The sequence below is a fragment of the Pseudomonas sp. B21-051 genome, assembly GCF_024748795.1.
Lineage (GTDB): Bacteria > Pseudomonadota > Gammaproteobacteria > Pseudomonadales > Pseudomonadaceae > Aquipseudomonas > Aquipseudomonas putida_A.
In genome coordinates, this window is the sequence record NZ_CP087166.1 from 4,305,769 (window position 1) to 4,323,985 (window position 18,217).

The window sequence follows — 18,217 nt, forward strand, 5'->3', positions numbered from 1 at the left end:
CCCACCGCTATCGCGAGCAGGCTCAGGCCTACAGGGGGATTTGTGTTCTCAGCTGGCTTTTTTGTCGGCCATCACCTGCGGGTAAAAGCGTTTGATCGCCAGGTCGGCATTGTCGATCAGGGTCATGCAGGCCCACACGCCGCGTGCTGAGTCACGGGCGGCAATGGCGTCGGCCATGTCTTTGTGGATCGGCAAGGTGCGCCGTAGTTCATCGGGGTCGGCAGCGGATACTTCAAACGACACGGCGAGCAAGGCGCCGAGGGCCGGGACCATTTGCTCGATGAACTGGTTGTGACTGGCGGCCAGAATGCATTCGTGGAAGGACTGGTCGGCACGGTTGTAGTCGATGCCGCTGTCGACCGCTCGCTCCAACGCGTTGTAGGCCAGTTGCACCGCGTGAATCTGCTCCAGGCTGGCGCGCTCGCAGGCCCAGCGCACGGCCATCGGTTCGATGGTACGGCGCAGGTCGAGCAGGTCATCAACAAAGTTTTCCGGCAGGCCGTTGCGTGAGAGCCAGCCGACGACTTGCGGATCGAACAGGTTCCAGCGCCGTACCGGTAACACGCGAGTGCCAACCTTAGGCCCGACTTCGAGCATGCCTTTGGCGACCAGGGTCTTGATCGCTTCTCGGATCACGGTGCGGCTGACACCTAACTGCTCGCCCAGATCCGCCTCGACCTTGATCGCCTGTCCCGGTTTGACCTGGCCCGCAGCAATCCAGCTGCCCAGCCAATCGACCGTTGACGCATGAAAGCTGCTGGACATGGAGACCTCAAAGCAGTTGGCGATGGGTGTCCACGCTAATGATCATATGATTAACAGTCAATCGGGATTTTAAGGTGATTCTCAAAACCAATGTGGGAGCGAGCCTGCTCGCGAAAGCGGTGTATCAGTCAACCTAAGTATCGACTGACTTACCGTCTTCGCGAGCAGGCTCGCTCCCACAGTGATTTGTGTTTAAGGTTCGAGGCCGATCCGGAAGAACTCGCCGCCACTCCATACGCCCAACCAGCGCTGCCCATCGATCTCACGACTGACCGCCAGTTCCACCAGTTGGTAAAACACATTGCGGTGAATCAGCGCTTCGAGGTTGGTGCGCACATGCACGTAAGGCGCAGGTTCCTGGGTTATTGGGTCGATCTCGACGCGGAGCGGATGCTCCGCCCCGGCTTCGGCGGTCTCTTCAACGTTGGTGGTGAAACGCAGGACCTGCGCCTCGCCCTCGCCTTCCACTTCCACGGCAATCGCCACGAACGGCGCGTCGTCGACCTTGATTCCGACCTTTTCGACCGGGGTAATCAGGAAATAATCATCGCCGTCGCGGCGAATGATGGTGGAGAACAGCTTGACCATCGGCTTGCGCCCGATCGGCGTGCCCAGGTAATACCAGGTGCCGTCGCGGGCGATGCGCATGTCGATGTCGCCGCAGAAGTCCGGGTTCCACAAGTGCACCGGCGGCAGGCCTTTGGTTTTGGGAATCTGCCCCAACAGGTCATTGGCTTTTTGCGGTCCACTCATGGCGTACTCCTTGGTTTATTGGTCGCCGACTCCCAGCAGGCTGCGCGCGTATTGCGCCAGCGGCGGGCCGATCAGGTCTTCCGGCTTGTTGTCGTGGAACGTCAGTAAACCGCCACGACTCTTGATCCGTGCAGTATCAATCAAATACTGGGTGCTGGTCTCGATCAACATGATCTGAATCACCCCGCCGTCAATGCCCAGGCGATCCACGGCTTCCTGATCGAGCCATTCGTCAGAGTTGCCGATGCGGTCGTCAGCCTTGGCGAAGCGGGTGTACAGCAGGTAGTGCGCGCCGGCATCTCGAGCTTCGCCCATCGCTTGGTCAAGACCTTCCGGGGCACGGGCGCGGCGGACCATCGGGAAGTATTCGACAAAGCCCTTGAACGCTTCTTCAGCCACCACGTTCGGCCGTGGGTAGGAGCCACCCGGCGGTGCGAATGAACCTTGGGCGATGTAGATGAACGAGTCCGGCTGAATGCGGAAATTGTTCACCCGACGGCTGTCGCTGTGATCCAGCAGCCCCGCGTCGCTCATCTGATAGCGAGTGCCTTCGGCCATATCGCTGACAGTCATACAGCCGCCGAGCGCCAAAACGGCCAGCAGCAAAACCAGGCTACGCATCCTCATCCTCCAGAAGCCGGTGACGGAAAACCGGCGAATGGCCGTTGGATGCAGCTTTTGCGCCAGCTCAGGATCTTTGTCGAATGATGGATTGCTTTCGCGAGCAGGCTCGCTCCCACAGGATTTCGAAAAACCCTGTGGGAGCGAGCCTGCTCGCGAAAAAGAGGGATCAGCCGCCGATGATCTTCATGACGGTCGCGCCACCGGAGAATGCCACTTCCTGCTTGTCGCCCAACGCCTTGACCAACAGACGCTGCAATGCCGGCAATGCCTGATGACGCGGCTTGTCGAGCAGATCACCGACATAGTGGCGGTTGCTCGACGACAGGCAGCCGTGCAGCCAGCCGGTCGACGACAGACGCAAGCGCGAACAGGTGCGGCAGAACGGCACGCTTTCGTTGGCGATCACGCCGAAATGGCCTACGCCCGGGATCGCATAGCGCACGGCTGTGGCATCCACCGGCGCATCAGCCTGGGCGTACTCGTAGCGCTCGCCGATCAGGCTCAGCAGTTGCTGCAGACTGACGAACTGTTGCAGAAAGGCATTCGAGTCGGTGGCGAGGTGGCCCATGCGCATCAACTCGATGAAACGCAACTCATAGCCCCTTTCCAGGCAGTAATCGAGCAGCGGCATCACCTGATCCAGGTTCTGCCCGCGCAACGGCACCATGTTGACCTTGATCTTCAGCCCCGCCGCTTTCGCCTGGTCCATGCCATCGAGTACGGTCGCCAGATCGCCGCCACGGGCGATGCTGCGAAACGCGCCGGCATCCAGGGTATCGAGAGAAACATTGATCCGGCGCAGACCGGCGTCCACCAGCAGCGACAGCTTCTTCGCCAGGAGTTGACCATTGGTGGTCAGGCTGATGTCTTCCAGGCCCATCTTGCCGACGGCGCTCATGAAAGATTCGAGTTTGGGGCTGACCAGCGGCTCGCCACCGGTGATGCGCAAGCGCTCGATGCCGGCGGCTTCGATCAGATAAGCCACGCCGCGGGCCATGGCCTCGGCCGACAGTTCATCCTGCGCAGCCACCAACCGCTTGCCGTTGGGCACACAGTAGGTACAGGCGTAATTGCAGGCTGAAGTCAGGCTGATGCGCAAATTGCGAAAACGCCTGCCTTGTCGGTCAACGATCATGATCACTCCGGCGATAGAATTTCGAGCCGCTAAAACTTGACTCACAAATCAAGTTTTAGCAAGCCCTATGCCTGAGTATATTCCTGCGGTACTGCGTCATGTAGCGAAATCATGGCGCAATAAGGCCGCTGAATGATTCAGCTGCTCGGCGTTTCCGGGTCGCGCTTGCGCTTGTTGCCCATGCGCACGCCGATGTCCATCAGGAACTGGAAGAAACCTTCCTGATCTTCCAGCACATTGCTCCAGAACGGCGAGTGATACAGCGCCACCGCGCCGTGCACCAGCGCCCAGGACGCGCAGTAGTGGAAGTACGGCGGCACGTCTTCGAGCTTGCCTTCGCTGATCCGGCCCTTGATGAGCAGGGTCAGGCGTTCGAAGTTCGAGGCACGGATCTTGTGCAGTTCCTCGACCATTTCCGGCACCTGATTGCCTTTTACGACCTTCTCTTCAAGACGGTCGAACAGGCGGTAGCGCTGCGGGTCGCGCATGCGGAATTCGAAGTAGGCACGGGACAGCGCTTCCTTGTCCTTGTCGACATCGGCCGAATGCAGCAACTCATTCAGATCGCGCTCGTAATCGAGCATCAGGCGCAGATAGATCTCGGCCTTGGATTTGAAATGCTTGTAGATCGTGCCTTTGCCGATACCCACGGCATCAGCAATCATCTCGACGGTGACGCTGTCTTCACCTTGTTCGAGGAACAGCTTGAGCGCGGTATCGAGAATTTCTTGCTCGCGGCGACGAAACTCACGGACCTTACGAGGTTCTTTGTGCATAAGAAAAGGTCTGTAGGGGTCAAAATTCGAAGCCGCGTATTATGCCTAACTTGCACAAAAATGCACGGATCATCCGACCATATCTGCGTTTCTTGTTCATTTTGCGAACGCCAGGGGTGCAATGAGAACTCAACTGAAGCGCACGTATTCCAAATTTGTTTAAAAACCCCGACCGGCTAACTGGACTGAACGCCAGACTGATCAATACTTGAACTGTCGGGCGGCATCTCCCCCAAGTGCCGTGCCGGTAAAGGTACCAAGGGACCGCGTGCCTTTGTTTTACTCCTAATGGTCTTAACCCGGATTCACCCCCCAGAACCCGGGTTTTTTTTGCCTGGAATTTGGTGAAAAACCCCTGTCATTACGTACATCGCACCTGTAGGAGCTGCCGCAGGCTGCGATCTTTTGATTTTGATTCTTTAAAAAAAACATCAAAAGATCGCAGCCTGCGGCAGCTCCTACACGGTCAGCCTTTTACATGCGCCAAGGGAAACAGCCGCTTGAAGTTCTCGGTGGTCTGCTCGGCAAACCGCTCGTAGTTTTCCCCACGCAGCATCGCCAGAAACTCCGCTACTTCACGCACGTACTGCGGCAGGTTGGGTTTGCCGCGATAAGGGATCGGCGCCAGATACGGCGAGTCGGTCTCCACCAGCAGACGATCGGCCGGCACCTTGCTCGCCACATCACGCAGGGCGTCAGCGTTGCGGAAGGTGACGATGCCCGACAGGGAAATGTAATAACCCATATCCAGCGCAGCCTTGGCCATGTCCCAGTCTTCGGTGAAGCAATGCAGCACACCGGCCTGGGGCAACGCCGCTTCACGCAGCAGCTCGAGGGTATCGGCACGGGCGCCACGGGTGTGGATGATCACTGGCTTACCGGTCTGCTGTGCGGCTTGCAGATGCAAACGGAAGGACTCCTGCTGCAGCTCGGCGGCTTCCGGCTCGTAGTGATAATCCAGACCGGTTTCACCGATCGCCACCACTTTCGGGTGATTGAGCTCGTGTAGCAGCCAGTCCAGCGCCGGCGCCGCGCCCGGTTGCACATCCAATGGGTGCACACCGACCGAGCAATCGACGTCGTCATAGCGCTCGGCCAGGGCTTTGACGTCAGCGGCGTTGTCGGCACTCACGCCGATACACAGGAAGTGCCCTACCCCACGCTGGCGAGCCGTATCGAGTGCAGCATCCAGCGAGCCGTCATGGGCGGCGAGGTCGAGGCGATCAAGGTGACAATGGGAATCTACGAGCATAAAAGAGACTGCAACTTACATCGTATGAGTGGGACGGTCGGATTTCAGTGCTCCGGCCAGATGGGTTTCAATGCGACTGCGGGCGGTGTTGTCGCCTTCATTGAATTGCACGCCGACGCCGGCGGCACGATTGCCTTGCGCGCCTTTGGGGGTGATCCAGGCGACCTTGCCGGCGACCGGAATCTTCTCCGCCTCGTCCATCAGGTTCAGCAGCATGAACACCTCGTCGCCCAACTTGTAGCTCTTGTTGGTCGGGATGAACAGACCACCGTTCTTGATGAACGGCATGTAGGCGGCGTAAAGCACCGATTTGTCCTTGATGGTCAGGGACAGGATGCCGTTGCGCGGCCCGGGGCTGATGGCTTCATTCATGTTAACCTCCACTGCTGATGTTCAGAGTCTAGGTACACATTCTTATCTTTGACCAGGCAATCCCGCCCATTGCACCAACAACGCTTCCAGCAGCAGTGCCGGGTTGAGGTTGGCTTTGCTCAGGACTTTCTGCCGCTGGGCGAGAATCCAGTCCTGAATATCAAGGACTTTGCCTTGGGCGCTTTTCTGCGCCAGGTACTGCACGACTTTGCGCATATCGGTCAGACCGAGGCCGTTTTCATCCTGGGTCAGTTGATAACGCAGGATCAGGCTCGACCAGTCGCAGAACCAATCAAACAAACGCAGCATCGGAATGTTTTTCCATTCTTCGGCCAATTGCGTTGGCGACTGCTGTTGCTTGAGCAGCTTCTTCACCCCTTCGACCACCTGCGCCCGCTGTTCGCGCACGCCCTGGGACTGCAGGCTGACCGCAGCCAATGGCGAACCGGCCGCCAGCGTCAGCAATTCGACGCGTTCCTCTTCGGAACACTCCGGCAGCGCTTGCGCCAGCCACTGCAGGCTCATGGCCTCGCCCGGCAGCGGACATGCCTGCTGTACACAGCGGCTCTTGATTGTCGGCAGCAAACGGCTCGGCTGGTGGCTGACCAGCAACAACACGGTATCGCCGGAAGGCTCCTCCAGGCTCTTGAGCAAGGCGTTGGCGGCGTTGATGTTCATCGACTCCACCGGTTCGATCAGCACCACCTTGCGCCCACCGAGTTGCGCGGTCTGCACCACGAAACTGACCAGATCACGGACCTGATCGACCTTGATCGCCTTGTCGGCTTCTTCCGGCTCCAGGATGTAGTTGTCCGGGTGGCTGCCGGCCTTGAGCAGCAGGCAGGACTTGCACTCGCCGCACGCCTCGGGCGTCGGCCGCTGACAGAGCAAGCTGGCCATCAGGCGCTCGGCCAGAGCGCGCTTGCCGATCCCGGCCGGGCCGTGCAGCAGGTACGCGTGGGCGTGCTGACTACGTCCGGCCAGTTGCTGCCAGAGGCTGTCCTGCCATGGATAGGCCTCAGCCACGAATCAGCTCCAGCAAGTTCGGAATCAAGGTGTCCAGTGATTGCTGAACCTTGACCAATGGCTGACCGGCATCGATGCGCACATAGCGCGCCGGATCGGCTTCGGCGCGCTGCAGAAAGGCATTGCGTACCGCTTCGAAAAACGCCCGGCCTTCCAGTTCAAAACGGTCCAGACGGCCACGGGCAGTGGCGCGAGCCAGGCCGATTTCCACTGGCAGATCGAAAATCAGCGTAAGATCCGGACGCAGGTCGCCCTGAACGAACGTCTCCAGCGCAGCAATGCGTTCCAGAGACAAACCGCGACCGCCGCCCTGATAGGCGTACGTCGAGTCGGTGAAGCGATCGCACAGCACCACCGCGCCGCGAGCCAGCGCCGGGCGGATCACTTCGGCCAGATGCTGGGCGCGCGCGGCGAACACCAGCAGCAGCTCGGTGTCGGGGTTCATGACTTCATCGGCCGGGGCCAGCAGCACATCGCGAATCCGCTCGGCGAGTGGCGTACCGCCGGGCTCGCGGGTCAGCACTACTTCGACACCTTCGGCACGCAGGCGCTCGGCGAGGTATTCGCGGTTGGTGCTCTTGCCGGCGCCTTCCGGGCCTTCCAGGGTAATAAACAAGCCAGTCACAGGCAGTCCTTAATCAAAGTCATTGCGCGTTCTGCGGTGCGGTCGCGCCGGGTTCGGCAGCAGGAGCCGGTGTCGGCGCGGGGTCCTGAGCTGGAACCTGCGGCAGCGCTTCAGGCGCGGTATCCGGGGACGCGGCAGGAATCGCCTCCTCGGTCGCAGTGGCCGGAGCGGCCGGCGCATTCGCCGGGGCCGGGCTGGAGCGGTAATCGGCGCGGCGCTTGAGCTGGAACTCGCGCACTGCACTGTTGTGCGCATCAAGGTCATCAGAGAACACATGGCTACCATCGCCACGGGCGACGAAATACAGGCTGTTGCCTTCCACCGGATTGAGCGCGGCGTGAATCGCCTCGCGACCGACCATGGCAATCGGCGTCGGCGGCAATCCGGGAATCACATAGGTATTGTACGGCGTCGGCTCCTTGAGATGAGCACGGGTCAGCTTGCCGGTGTAGCGATCGCCCAGGCCGTAGATCACGGTCGGGTCGGTCTGCAACTGCATGCCCAGCGCCATGCGGCGCACAAACACGCCGGCAATCTGCCCACGCTCCTGCGGCACACCGGTCTCCTTCTCTACCAGCGAGGCCATGATCAGCGCCTGATACGGCTCACTGTACGGGGCATCGGCCGAGCGGTTCTCCCACTCCTTGGCCAACACTTCATCGAGACGATCAAAGGCTTTCTTCAGCAAGTCGACGTCGGAGAAACCCCGCACGAAACGATAAGTGTCCGGGAAGAATCGACCCTCGGGGAACAATCCGCGATGACCGATTTTCTCCATCACTTCGCTGTCGCTCAGACCCTTGAGGGTCTGCTCGATCTTTTCATCTTTGGCCAGCGCGGCGCGGACCTGGTGGAAATTCCAGCCCTCGACCAGCGTCAGGCTGTATTGCACCACATCGCCACGCTTCCACAAGTCGATCAGACCGTTGACGGTCATGCCCGGCTGCATGCGGTATTCGCCGCTGTGGATCGGCGTACCGGCCAGGTTGAAGCGCCAATAAATGCGCAACCAGAAGGCGTCCTTGATGACTCCATCGGTTTCGAGTTCAAGAAAGGTACGGGTCGGTGTCGAGCCTTTCGGCACATCCAGCAGTTCTTCCTGCGTGATGTTCAGGGGCTGTTCCAGCGCCGAATGAATTTTCCAGGCGCTGGCGCCCATCAGCAGCCCTGCCAGAACCAGTCCGGTTTCCAGCAGCAGCAAGAGTTTACGTCTCACGAATCAGGCATCCAGTAGCGCAAGGGCAATGGTTTGCAGTTTACGGGTGAGCGGGCCAACCGGCCAGCTCAGTGCAGCGTAGGCGCGGACCGGCCAGACGCCATACACGCTGTTGCACATGAAGACTTCATCAGCCCATTGCAGCTGTTCGAGGCTGATGTCGGTGATTTGAGTGGGGATGGCCAATGACTCGGCCTGAAACAATATTTCAGCACGCATCACACCGGCCACGCCACAGCGCTTCAGATCCGGAGTGATCAGCACGCCGTCGCGCACCAGAAACAGGTTGCTGAACACGCCTTCGATGACGCGCCCGGCCTGATCGAGCATCAAGCCTTCGGCGTGTTCGACATCGTGCCATTCGGCGCGGGCGAGCACTTGTTCCAGACGATTCAGATGCTTGAGACCGGCCAGCAACGGCTGGTTGGATAACCGCGTGACGCAGGGAAACAGGCGCACGCCCTGCTCGCCATGCACGGCAGGATAAACAGCAGGCGGGTTGCCTTGCAGAATGCGTCGGCCCTGCGCCGCAGGATCGGATGCGTAGCCACGCAAGCCGTCGCCTCGGGTCAGAATGAGCTTGAGCACACCCTCGCCCATCGCTGCCGCATAGCTCAGCAGCTCGGTACGAATCAGCTCGATATCCACCGCGATGGCCAGCCGCGAGCAACCCTCGGCCAGACGCGTCAGATGACGGTCCAGCAATACCGGCTGGCCGCCGTGCACGGCAATGGTCTCGAACAGACCATCGCCGTAAGCCAGGCCGCGATCTTTCAGCGACAGAGCGTCAGCCGGTTGACCGTCGACCCAGCTGTCCATCAACCGGCGAACCGACGGAACGCCAACGTGCCGTTGGTGCCGCCAAACCCGAAGGAGTTGGACAGTACGACATCGATATCCATGTTGCGCGCAGTGTGCGGCACGAAGTCGAGATCGCAGCCTTCATCCGGTTCGTCGAGGTTGATGGTTGGCGGTGCCACCTGGCTGTTGATTGCCAGCACACTGAAGATCGCCTCGACCGCGCCCGCCGCACCCAGCAGGTGACCGGTCATCGACTTGGTGGAGCTGACTGCCAGGTTGTAGGCGTGCTCACCGAACACGGTCTTGATCGCGTTGGCTTCGGCAAGGTCGCCGGCCGGGGTCGAAGTACCGTGGGCGTTGATGTACTGCACCTGGTCGATGTTGATCTTCGCATCGCGCAGCGCATTGGTGATGCAGCGGGCTGCACCGGCGCCATCAGCAGGCGGCGAAGTCATGTGGAACGCATCGCCACTGGTGCCGAAGCCGATCAGCTCGGCGTAGATCGTGGCGCCACGGGCCTTGGCGTGCTCGAGTTCTTCGAGTACCAACGCACCGGCACCGTCAGACAACACGAAACCATCACGGCCCTTGTCCCATGGACGACTGGCGCGAGTCGGCTCGTCGTTGCGGGTCGACAGCGCACGGGACGCGCCGAAGCCGCCCATGCCCAGACCGCACGCGGCCATCTCGGCACCGCCAGCGATCATCACGTCGGCCTCGTCGTACATGATGTTGCGCGCCGCCATGCCAATGCAGTGCGTACCGGTGGTACAGGCAGTGGAAATGGCGTAGTTCGGCCCCTGTGCACCCAGGTGGATGGACAGAAAACCGGAAATCATATTGATGATCGAGCCTGGCACGAAGAATGGCGAAATTCGACGCGGGCCCGTCTCATGCAGGGTACGGCTGGTTTCTTCGATGTTGGTCAGACCGCCGATGCCCGAGCCCATGGCCACGCCAATGCGCTCACGGTTGGCGTCGGTGACTTCCAGACCGGCGTTGCGAACAGCCTGAAAACCCGCGGCCAGACCGTACTGAATGAACAGGTCGAGCTTGCGTGCTTCCTTGACCGACAGGTATTCCTCGACATTGAAGCCCTTTACCGAGCCGCCAAAACGGGTGGAATAGGCAGAAAGGTCGGTGTGTTCGATCAGACCAATGCCACTGCGGCCAGCCAGAATGCCCTGCCAACTGCTCGGCACATCCGTGCCCAGTGGCGACAACATACCCATACCGGTGACTACGACGCGTCTACGCGACACAGCACTCTCCTTTTTCAAATGACGACTTTGCATCAGGCCTAAAGAAAAAACCGCACGCCATGATGGCAGTGCGGTTTTTCCATGACAGCAGACAACGATTACAAACTATTACGCCTGGTGGCTAGTAACGTAGTCGATTGCAGCTTGTACAGTAGTGATCTTCTCAGCTTCTTCGTCAGGGATTTCGGTCTCGAATTCCTCTTCCAGAGCCATCACCAGCTCAACGGTGTCAAGGGAGTCGGCACCCAGGTCTTCAACGAAGGAAGCAGTGTTGACCACTTCTTCTTCTTTAACGCCCAGTTGCTCGGCAACGATTTTCTTGACGCGCTCTTCGATGGTGCTCATACCTTGTTTTCACTCCTAATGGACAAATTCAGGCAGCTGGCCAGTGGGTAAGTGTATAGAAAGGCTTTTCAGCTTTTCAACTGAAAGCTTCACTCCTCAAACCCTGCGGCCCTCTGCCTATAAATAGATTGCAGCTTTATAACGGATTTTAGACAGCTCGTATGACATTTTTTTGAAGCAATCCGTCACATTTTACTTACATGTACATCCCACCGTTCACCGGGATTGTAGCCCCAGTGACGTATGCCGCACCGTCGGATGCAAGAAAAGCGACCACCGAGGCGATCTCTTGAGCTTGTCCCAGACGGCCCAGCGGAATCTGCGTCTGCAAGGCTTCACGCTGTGCTTCCGGCAGTTCGCGGGTCATATCGGTGTCGATGAACCCTGGGGTTACCGAGTTGACCGTAATCGAACGCGAACCGACTTCACGCGCCATCGCACGGCTGAAACCTTCCAGACCGGCCTTGGCGGCTGCATAGTTTACTTGGCCTGCGTTGCCCATGGCACCCACCACCGAGCCAATACTGATAATTCGGCCCCAGCGCGCCTTGGTCATGCCACGCAAAACGCCCTTGGACAGGCGATACAGACTGTTCAGGTTGGTATCAATCACGTCGTACCATTCATCGTCTTTCATGCGCATCATCAGGTTATCGCGGGTGATGCCGGCATTATTGACCAGAATCGCCGGCGCGCCGAACTGCTCCTGAATGCTCGCGATCACGGCGGCAACGGATTCGTCGCTGGTGACGTTCAGTTCCAGGCCGGTACCTTGAATGCCGTGCTCCTTGAGCGTGGCAGCAATCGCCTCGGCACCCTTGGCGGAGGTCGCGGTGCCAACGACGATGGCGCCCTGACGACCCAGTTCCAGTGCGATAGCCTGGCCGATACCGCGGCTTGCACCGGTGACCAGTGCAACTTTACCTTGCAGACTCATGCAAGTTTCTCCTGATTCAGGCCAGCGCTGCACGGGCGGCAGCGAAAGCGTCTGGGGTGTTGAGATTGGAAGTCGAAACGCCTTCGGCGCAACGTTTGTTCAGACCGGCCAGCACTTTGCCCGGGCCGCACTCGACCAGACTGGTAGCGCCTTTGGCAGCCAGCGTCTGAACCGATTCAACCCAGCGAACGGGCTTGTACAGTTGTTCGAGCAGATCACGCTTGAGGGTCTCCAGATCGGCCGGCACTTGCGCGCTGACGTTCTGTACCACCGGGATCTGCGGTGCCTGCCAGTCGATGGCGGCTATGGATTCGGCAAAGCGCTCGGCAGCCGGACGCATCAGTTCGCAGTGCGATGGCACGCTCACTGGCAACGGCATGGCACGCTTGGCGCCACGGGCCTTGCAGCCTTCGATGGCACGTTCAACCGCAGCCTTGGCACCGGCGATGACCACTTGGCCCGGCGAGTTGAAGTTCACCGCGCTGACCACTTCGCCCTGCGCCGCTTCGGCACAGGCTGCCAGCACGTCGGCATCTTCCAGACCGAGGATCGCAGCCATGCCGCCCTGCCCGGCCGGAACGGCTTCCTGCATCAACTGGCCACGGCGTTCAACGAGCTTGACCGCGTCAGCCAGGCTCAGGCTGCCGGCAGCAACCAGCGCGCTGTACTCACCCAGGCTGTGACCGGCAACGAATGCTGGACGCGCGCCGCCTTCAGCCAGCCACAGACGCCACAGGGCGATCGAAGCGGTCAGAATGGCCGGTTGGGTTTTATCGGTTTGATTGAGCAGCTCTTCCGGGCCCTGCTGGGTCAGCGCCCACAGGTCATAGCCCAGAGCATCGGATGCTTCTTTGAATGTTTCGAGGATCAACGGATATTCCGCGCCCAGCTCGGCGAGCATGCCGAGGGACTGCGAACCCTGTCCTGGAAAGACGAATGCGAGGGAAGCAGACATGTAACAAGCCCCTAATGATCTTGTCGTCGATAAATGACGCCCCACTGGGGGACGCAAGAAACTGACAGTTGGATGGCCCTTTGAACCGGGCGGTCACATTTAAGCATTGTCCGACGAAAACGCCTAAGACAACAAATCCTCCAGACGACCGTGGAGGCGCTCGGGCAGGTTCTCCTGAATCTCGATCAGCGCGCGCTGAATCGCGCTCTGAAAGCCCTGAACCCCAGCCGAACCGTGACTTTTCACCACGATACCCTGCAAGCCGAGGAAGCTTGCGCCGTTATGTCGCGCCGGCGCCAGATCAGCCTGCAGGCGCTTCATCAATGGCAGGGCCAAAGCACCTACCACACGGGAAGCAAAGCTTTTTTTGAACAAGGCCTCGATGCGCGCGGCGATCATCGTCGCCAGGCCTTCGCTGGACTTGAGCAGGATATTGCCGACAAAACCGTCACAGACCACCACATCCGCCTCGCCGCGATACAGGCCATCGCCCTCGACAAAACCGATGTAGTTGATGCCGCGCGCAGCCTGCAGCAGGGTCGCCGCCAGCTTGACCTGCTGATTGCCCTTGATGTCTTCGGTGCCGATATTCAGCAACGCGACACGCGGCCGGGCAATGCCCAGCGTCTGCGCGGCCACCGAACCCATCACCGCGAACTGCAACAGATGCTCGGCGCTGCAGTCGACGTTCGCACCCAGATCGAGCAACTGGCAGTAGCCCTTCTGCGTCGGAATCGCCGCCACCATCGCCGGTCGATCAATCCCCGGCAACGTTTTGAGCACGAAACGCGACAACGCCATCAAGGCCCCGGTGTTGCCGGCGCTGACACAGGCCTGGGCCTTGCCGTCACGCACCAGTTCCAGGGCGACACGCATCGACGAATCCGGCTTGCCACGCAAGGCCTGGGTCGGCTTTTCGTCCATGGTGATGACTTCAGACGCCGGAACAATCGTCAGGCGCGCGCGATCGGCAGCCGATTGGCCGTTGATCAGTTCTTCAAGTAGGGAGGGTTGACCGACGAGGGTCAGGTGCAGCGAGGGCGTAGCAGAAAGGCAAGCAAGGCTGGCCTGAACAATGCTGCGGGGACCGAAGTCCCCGCCCATTGCGTCAATCGCGATGACTTGAGCGAACAAGTGATTACTCGTCAGCGCCCTTGTCGATCACTTTACGGCCACGGTATACGCCTTCTGGCGATACGTGGTGACGCAGGTGAACTTCACCAGTGGTTTTTTCTACAGACAGGGTGCTAGCCTCGAGAGCGTCGTGCGAACGGCGCATGTCACGGGCAGAGCGGGATTTTTTGTTCTGCTGAACAGCCATAATTGATTAACTCCTAAACGTTTGGGTCACGCTTTAACTGCGCCAATACACTGAACGGGTTGGACCGCGTTACCTCGTCCTCGCTCGGTTCGGGTTCATCTGCTCCCGCCGGCTGCTGGCATTCTTCCGGATGATGAGCAGGCACAATGGGCAAGGCGAGCAGAAGCTCCTCCTCGATCAGTGACTGCAGATCCAATGGATCTTCGCCCAGTTCCAGCACGTCATAACCTTTCGGTAACGACTGGGTATTCGCACCCTCCTTCACTACAGCGTAACTGCATTCGCTGTGGATCGGCAGGGTGACCAGCTCAAGACAACGCTGGCAAACCATTTTGACTTCGGTGTCGATAAAGCTGTGGATCACCACAGATTTACGTTCATCTCGTTCAAAAACGAATTTGGCCTGCACCGTACCGACATCGTCGGAAAGCGGGTCGCAGAGTCTCTTCAAATCGGCCAGCAGCAGTTCACCTTGAAGGGTGGTGCCACGGTCAGCCAATTTGCGCGGGTCAACGTGAGGTGGAATCGGGTCATTCAACATAGGCGCAGCATTATAGGGATGCACCCACCCATGTCAAAGGAAATTGTGCCCTGTCCGTCACTTGCGTGCCTCCGCTAGAATTCGCGCCTGCCTCAGGAGACGCCAATGCTGCCTTTATTACTTGCTTCGAGCTCGACCTATCGCCGGGAATTGCTCGCCCGCCTGCACCTGCCGTTCGTCTGCAGTTCGCCGGATATCGACGAAAGCCACCGGCCGGGCGAATCCGCCATCGAACTGGTCAAGCGCCTCGCCGAACAGAAAGCCCGCGCACTGGCGGCCAGCCACCCTGCTCATCTGATTATCGGCTCGGACCAGGTCGCAGTGCTCGGCGACCGGATCATCGGCAAGCCGCACATCTTCGACAAGGCTCGCGAGCAACTGCTGGCCGCCAGCGGCGCCAGCGTGACCTTCCTCACCGGCCTGGCCCTGCTCAACAGCCAGACCAGCCACTGCCAGGTCGACTGCGTGCCGTTTACCGTGCACATGCGCCAGCTCGACGAAGCACGCATCGAGCGCTACCTGCGCCTGGAGCAGCCCTACGACTGCGCCGGCAGCTTCAAGGCCGAAGGTTTGGGCGTGAGCCTGTTCCAATCCACCGAAGGGCCTGATGCCACCAGCCTGATCGGCCTGCCGCTGATTCGGCTGATCGACATGTTGCTGGCCGAGGGCGTGCAAATCCCTTAAAGCAAAAGATCGCAGCCCGCGGCAGCGCCTACATTGATCTTGATCTCTGTAGGAGCTGCCGCAGGCTGCGATCTTTTGATCTACCGGTAATTTAACGCAACGAAGGCCCGTGGAACCCCATCCACATCGCCAACTGCTCAGCCACACTGGCGCCGAGCTTCTTCGAGAAGCGGTCGAACGGCGACTCCTGCACAGTGAAATCCACCAGTTCTTTCTCGCCAATCACATCCCGCGCCACCGAGCTGGCATTGCCCAGCCCATCGATCAAGCCCAACGGCAGCGCCTGCTCGCCGGACCAGACCAGCCCGGAGAACAGCTCCGGATGCTCCTTGTCCTTCAAGCGATCGCCACGACCCTGCTTGACGCTATTGATGAACTGCTTGTGCGTGGTATCCAGCACGGTCTGCCAGAATGCGGTTTCGTCAGGCTTCTGCGGCTGGAACGGATCCAGAAACGATTTGTGCTCGCCCGAGGTGTAAGTGCGACGCTCGACGCCCAGCTTGTCCATGGTGCCGACAAATCCGTAACCGGCCGCCGTTACACCGATGGAGCCGACCAGACTGGCCTTGTCGGCATAGATCTGATCCGCGGCACTGGCGATGTAATAGGCACCGGACGCACCGAGATCGGAAATCACCGCATACACCTTGGTATCCGGGTGCAGACCGCGCAGACGCTTGATCTCGTCATACACATAACCCGACTGCACCGGGCTGCCGCCCGGACTGTTGATCCGCAGGATCACGCCCTTGACCTTCTTGTCCTCGAAGGCTGCTCGCAGGCTACCGACGATGTTGTCGGCACTGGCAGGCTCCTTGTCGGCAATCATGCCGGTGACGTCGATCAGCGCGGTGTAGTTCGGGCCACGGGTGGCGCTCTTCTCCATATCCATCAGCGGCGTGAACAGGATCAGCGCAACAAACAGATAAACAAACGTCAGCAGCTTGAAGAAAATCCCCCAACGCCGCGAGCGACGCTGCTCCTGCACACTGGCCAGCAAAGTCTTTTCCAGCAGCTTCCAGCTTTTCTCGTCACCGTCGTCGGCACTTGCCTTGGCCGGTGCTTTCCATTCGTCGGTCATGCGCTGTACCCCAGCAAAAACGTATTAAGCCTGCTGCCCCAGCCAGGCGTGCAATTCACTAAAACGGTCGATCGACAGGCGCGGCTCGAACTGCTGCAGCGACTCGATCGACTGCGCGCCGTAGCTGACCGCAACCGACGCCATGCCCGCGTTACGCGCCATCAGCAGATCGAAGGACGAATCCCCGACCATCAGCGCCTGCTCGGGCCGTACGCGACAATGCGCGAGAATCTGCTCGAGCATCAGCGGATGCGGCTTGCTCGCAGTCTCGTCAGCGGCGCGGGTGATATCGAAATAATCTTCCCAGCCATTGGCCTTGAGCACCCGATCCAGTCCGCGCCGATTCTTGCCGGTTGCGACCGCCAGGTGATAACCCTGCTCGCGAAACGACGCCATCGACTCGACTACACCTTCGAACAACGGCGAAGGCACGGCTTCCGCCGCGATGTAGTGATCGGCGTAATACTCGCGAAACAAGGTCATTTCGGCATCGCTGATGTCCGGGTACAAGGTGCGGATCGCCTCGGGCAAGCCCAGGCCGATGATGCCCTTGACGGTAAAATCATCGCGCAACTCGAAACCGGAACGCGCGGACGCAGAATGCATCGCCTCGACAATCCGACCAATGGAATCGGCGAGGGTGCCGTCCCAATCGAAAATCAGCAGTTTGTAATCAGATGGGCGCACTCAATCGCTCCACGGTCTTGGCCCACATTTCATCCACTGGCGCCTGCAACTTCAGCTCACCGCCATCGGGCAGCGGCACGCTCAGCATGTAGGCGTGCAGGAACAGACGCTTGCCGCCCAGATCACGGATTTCCTTGCTGAAACCGTCATCGCCGTACTTGGTGTCGCCGGCAATGCAGTGCCCGGCGTGCAAGGTGTGGACGCGGATCTGGTGGGTGCGCCCGGTGATCGGCTTGGCTTCGATCAGGGTGGCAAAGTCGCCGAAACGCCGCAGGACCTTGAACACGGTCACTGATTCCTTGCCTTCCTCCTCGTCGACCTCGACCATACGCTCACCGGAGCGCAGGTTGCTCTTGCCCAGCGCCGCACGGACTTGCTTGATCGAGGTCGCCCAGTTGCCGCGCACCAGCGCCATGTAGCGCTTGTCGACACCGTCACCGCGCAAGGCGGCATGCAAGTGGCGCAACATGCTGCGCTTCTTGGCGATCATCAACAGGCCGGAGGTGTCACGGTCGAGCCGGTGAACCAGCTCCAGCTCCTTGGCGTCGGGGCGCAACTGACGAAAGGCTTCGATCACCCCGTAATTCAAGCCACTGCCGCCGTGAACCGCAATGCCGGCGGGCTTGTTGATCACGATCAGGGCTTTATCTTCGTAGACGATCGAGGCTTCCAGACGCTGCAACAGGCCCTGGGCCAGTGGCACCGGTTCGTCGCGCTCAGGCACACGAACCGGCGGCACGCGCACGATATCGCCGGCCTGCAGCTTGTATTCGGGCTTGATCCGACCCTTGTTCACGCGCACTTCGCCCTTACGCAAAATGCGGTAAATCAAGGTCTTGGGCACGCCTTTGAGCCGGGCTAGCAGGAAATTGTCGATTCGTTGGCCGGCATACTCCGGCGAGACTTCAAGCAGTTGAACGCCTGGAGTCGAAGGGGCAGTAGTTGTCATGCCGCGGATGATAACAATTTTTATGGAATTGAAGCACTTAATCATTGCTGCTATAGTCGCGAACGCCGCCAAAAGCGGCCTGGACAGCGGAACCACGGTCAAAAACCGGC

General features: G+C 59.8%; 22 protein-coding genes. 1 reads left to right on the forward strand and 21 read right to left on the reverse strand.

Annotated elements, in window-relative coordinates:
* Nucleotides 1-48 precede the first annotated feature (48 nt).
* The 18 genes from LOY52_RS19240 to LOY52_RS19325 form a co-directional block, all read right to left on the reverse strand.
* Nucleotides 49-765 carry a FadR/GntR family transcriptional regulator gene (locus LOY52_RS19240; protein WP_096794885.1) on the reverse strand — a complete coding sequence of 239 codons (717 nt, stop codon included), beginning with the start codon at nt 763-765 and terminating at the stop codon, nt 49-51.
* 192 nt (nt 766-957) lie between these two features.
* Nucleotides 958-1,518 (reverse strand): DUF1285 domain-containing protein, encoded by a 561-nt coding sequence (locus tag LOY52_RS19245; RefSeq protein WP_258675624.1) that lies wholly within the window; start codon nt 1,516-1,518, stop codon nt 958-960.
* A gap of 15 nt (nt 1,519-1,533) precedes the next feature.
* On the reverse strand, nt 1,534-2,139 hold the full coding sequence (locus tag LOY52_RS19250; RefSeq protein ID WP_007950810.1) for a DUF4823 domain-containing protein: 606 nt from the start codon (nt 2,137-2,139) through the stop codon (nt 1,534-1,536).
* Between the two features lie 169 nt (nt 2,140-2,308).
* Nucleotides 2,309-3,277: a GTP 3',8-cyclase MoaA gene (locus LOY52_RS19255; RefSeq protein WP_258675625.1), complete on the reverse strand. Its 969-nt coding sequence runs from the start codon at nt 3,275-3,277 to the stop codon at nt 2,309-2,311.
* 137 nt (nt 3,278-3,414) lie between these two features.
* Entirely contained in the window at nt 3,415-4,053 is a 639-nt protein-coding gene (locus LOY52_RS19260; RefSeq protein WP_007950805.1) for a TetR/AcrR family transcriptional regulator, read from the reverse strand.
* A 466-nt stretch (nt 4,054-4,519) separates the two neighbouring features.
* On the reverse strand, nt 4,520-5,305 hold the full coding sequence (locus tag LOY52_RS19265; protein WP_258675626.1) for a TatD family hydrolase: 786 nt from the start codon (nt 5,303-5,305) through the stop codon (nt 4,520-4,522).
* A gap of 15 nt (nt 5,306-5,320) precedes the next feature.
* Complete coding sequence (locus tag LOY52_RS19270) at nt 5,321-5,677, reverse strand: PilZ domain-containing protein (RefSeq protein ID WP_027612362.1); 357 nt, start codon at nt 5,675-5,677, stop codon at nt 5,321-5,323.
* Between the two features lie 42 nt (nt 5,678-5,719).
* Nucleotides 5,720-6,703, reverse strand: coding sequence for a DNA polymerase III subunit delta' (locus LOY52_RS19275; RefSeq protein ID WP_258675627.1), 984 nt, complete (start codon nt 6,701-6,703; stop codon nt 5,720-5,722).
* Nucleotides 6,696-7,328, reverse strand: coding sequence for a dTMP kinase (gene tmk / locus LOY52_RS19280; RefSeq protein WP_258675628.1), 633 nt, complete (start codon nt 7,326-7,328; stop codon nt 6,696-6,698). The genes LOY52_RS19275 and tmk overlap by 8 nt, the downstream gene beginning before the upstream one ends.
* 19 nt (nt 7,329-7,347) lie before the next feature.
* Complete coding sequence (mltG, locus tag LOY52_RS19285; protein WP_258675629.1) at nt 7,348-8,544, reverse strand: endolytic transglycosylase MltG; 1,197 nt, start codon at nt 8,542-8,544, stop codon at nt 7,348-7,350.
* Nucleotides 8,545-8,547: 3 nt separating this feature from the next.
* Nucleotides 8,548-9,363 carry an aminodeoxychorismate lyase gene (gene pabC / locus LOY52_RS19290; RefSeq protein ID WP_258675630.1) on the reverse strand — a complete coding sequence of 272 codons (816 nt, stop codon included), beginning with the start codon at nt 9,361-9,363 and terminating at the stop codon, nt 8,548-8,550.
* A complete protein-coding gene (gene fabF, locus LOY52_RS19295) occupies nt 9,363-10,607 on the reverse strand; it encodes a beta-ketoacyl-ACP synthase II (protein WP_027612357.1) in 1,245 nt (414 codons plus the stop codon). Before fabF ends, pabC begins: the two co-directional genes overlap by 1 nt.
* Nucleotides 10,608-10,715: 108 nt before the next feature.
* A complete protein-coding gene (gene acpP / locus LOY52_RS19300) occupies nt 10,716-10,952 on the reverse strand; it encodes an acyl carrier protein (RefSeq protein WP_003175607.1) in 237 nt (78 codons plus the stop codon).
* 196 nt (nt 10,953-11,148) lie between these two features.
* Entirely contained in the window at nt 11,149-11,889 is a 741-nt protein-coding gene (fabG, locus tag LOY52_RS19305) for a 3-oxoacyl-ACP reductase FabG (RefSeq protein ID WP_027612356.1), read from the reverse strand.
* Between the two features lie 16 nt (nt 11,890-11,905).
* Nucleotides 11,906-12,844: an ACP S-malonyltransferase gene (gene fabD / locus LOY52_RS19310; protein WP_258675632.1), complete on the reverse strand. Its 939-nt coding sequence runs from the start codon at nt 12,842-12,844 to the stop codon at nt 11,906-11,908.
* A 123-nt stretch (nt 12,845-12,967) separates the two neighbouring features.
* Nucleotides 12,968-13,978, reverse strand: a complete 1,011-nt coding sequence (gene plsX / locus LOY52_RS19315) for a phosphate acyltransferase PlsX (RefSeq protein ID WP_258675634.1) — start codon at nt 13,976-13,978, stop codon at nt 12,968-12,970.
* A gap of 4 nt (nt 13,979-13,982) precedes the next feature.
* On the reverse strand, nt 13,983-14,165 hold the full coding sequence (gene rpmF / locus LOY52_RS19320; RefSeq protein ID WP_003179396.1) for a 50S ribosomal protein L32: 183 nt from the start codon (nt 14,163-14,165) through the stop codon (nt 13,983-13,985).
* A gap of 13 nt (nt 14,166-14,178) precedes the next feature.
* Complete coding sequence (locus LOY52_RS19325; protein ID WP_003204262.1) at nt 14,179-14,706, reverse strand: YceD family protein; 528 nt, start codon at nt 14,704-14,706, stop codon at nt 14,179-14,181.
* A 105-nt stretch (nt 14,707-14,811) separates the two neighbouring features.
* On the opposite strand from LOY52_RS19325, the gene LOY52_RS19330 reads away from it, so the two are divergent.
* A complete protein-coding gene (locus LOY52_RS19330) occupies nt 14,812-15,390 on the forward strand; it encodes a nucleoside triphosphate pyrophosphatase (RefSeq protein WP_258675635.1) in 579 nt (192 codons plus the stop codon).
* A 91-nt stretch (nt 15,391-15,481) separates the two neighbouring features.
* On the opposite strand, the gene sppA is transcribed toward LOY52_RS19330, so the two are convergent.
* The 3 genes from sppA to rluC are packed head-to-tail and all read right to left on the reverse strand — an operon-like array spanning nt 15,482 to nt 18,107.
* A complete protein-coding gene (sppA, locus tag LOY52_RS19335) occupies nt 15,482-16,471 on the reverse strand; it encodes a signal peptide peptidase SppA (protein ID WP_027612352.1) in 990 nt (329 codons plus the stop codon).
* Nucleotides 16,472-16,495: 24 nt separating this feature from the next.
* A complete protein-coding gene (locus LOY52_RS19340; RefSeq protein ID WP_258675636.1) occupies nt 16,496-17,158 on the reverse strand; it encodes an HAD-IA family hydrolase in 663 nt (220 codons plus the stop codon).
* Complete coding sequence (rluC, locus tag LOY52_RS19345; protein ID WP_258675637.1) at nt 17,145-18,107, reverse strand: 23S rRNA pseudouridine(955/2504/2580) synthase RluC; 963 nt, start codon at nt 18,105-18,107, stop codon at nt 17,145-17,147. Before rluC ends, LOY52_RS19340 begins: the two co-directional genes overlap by 14 nt.
* Nucleotides 18,108-18,217 lie beyond the last annotated feature (110 nt).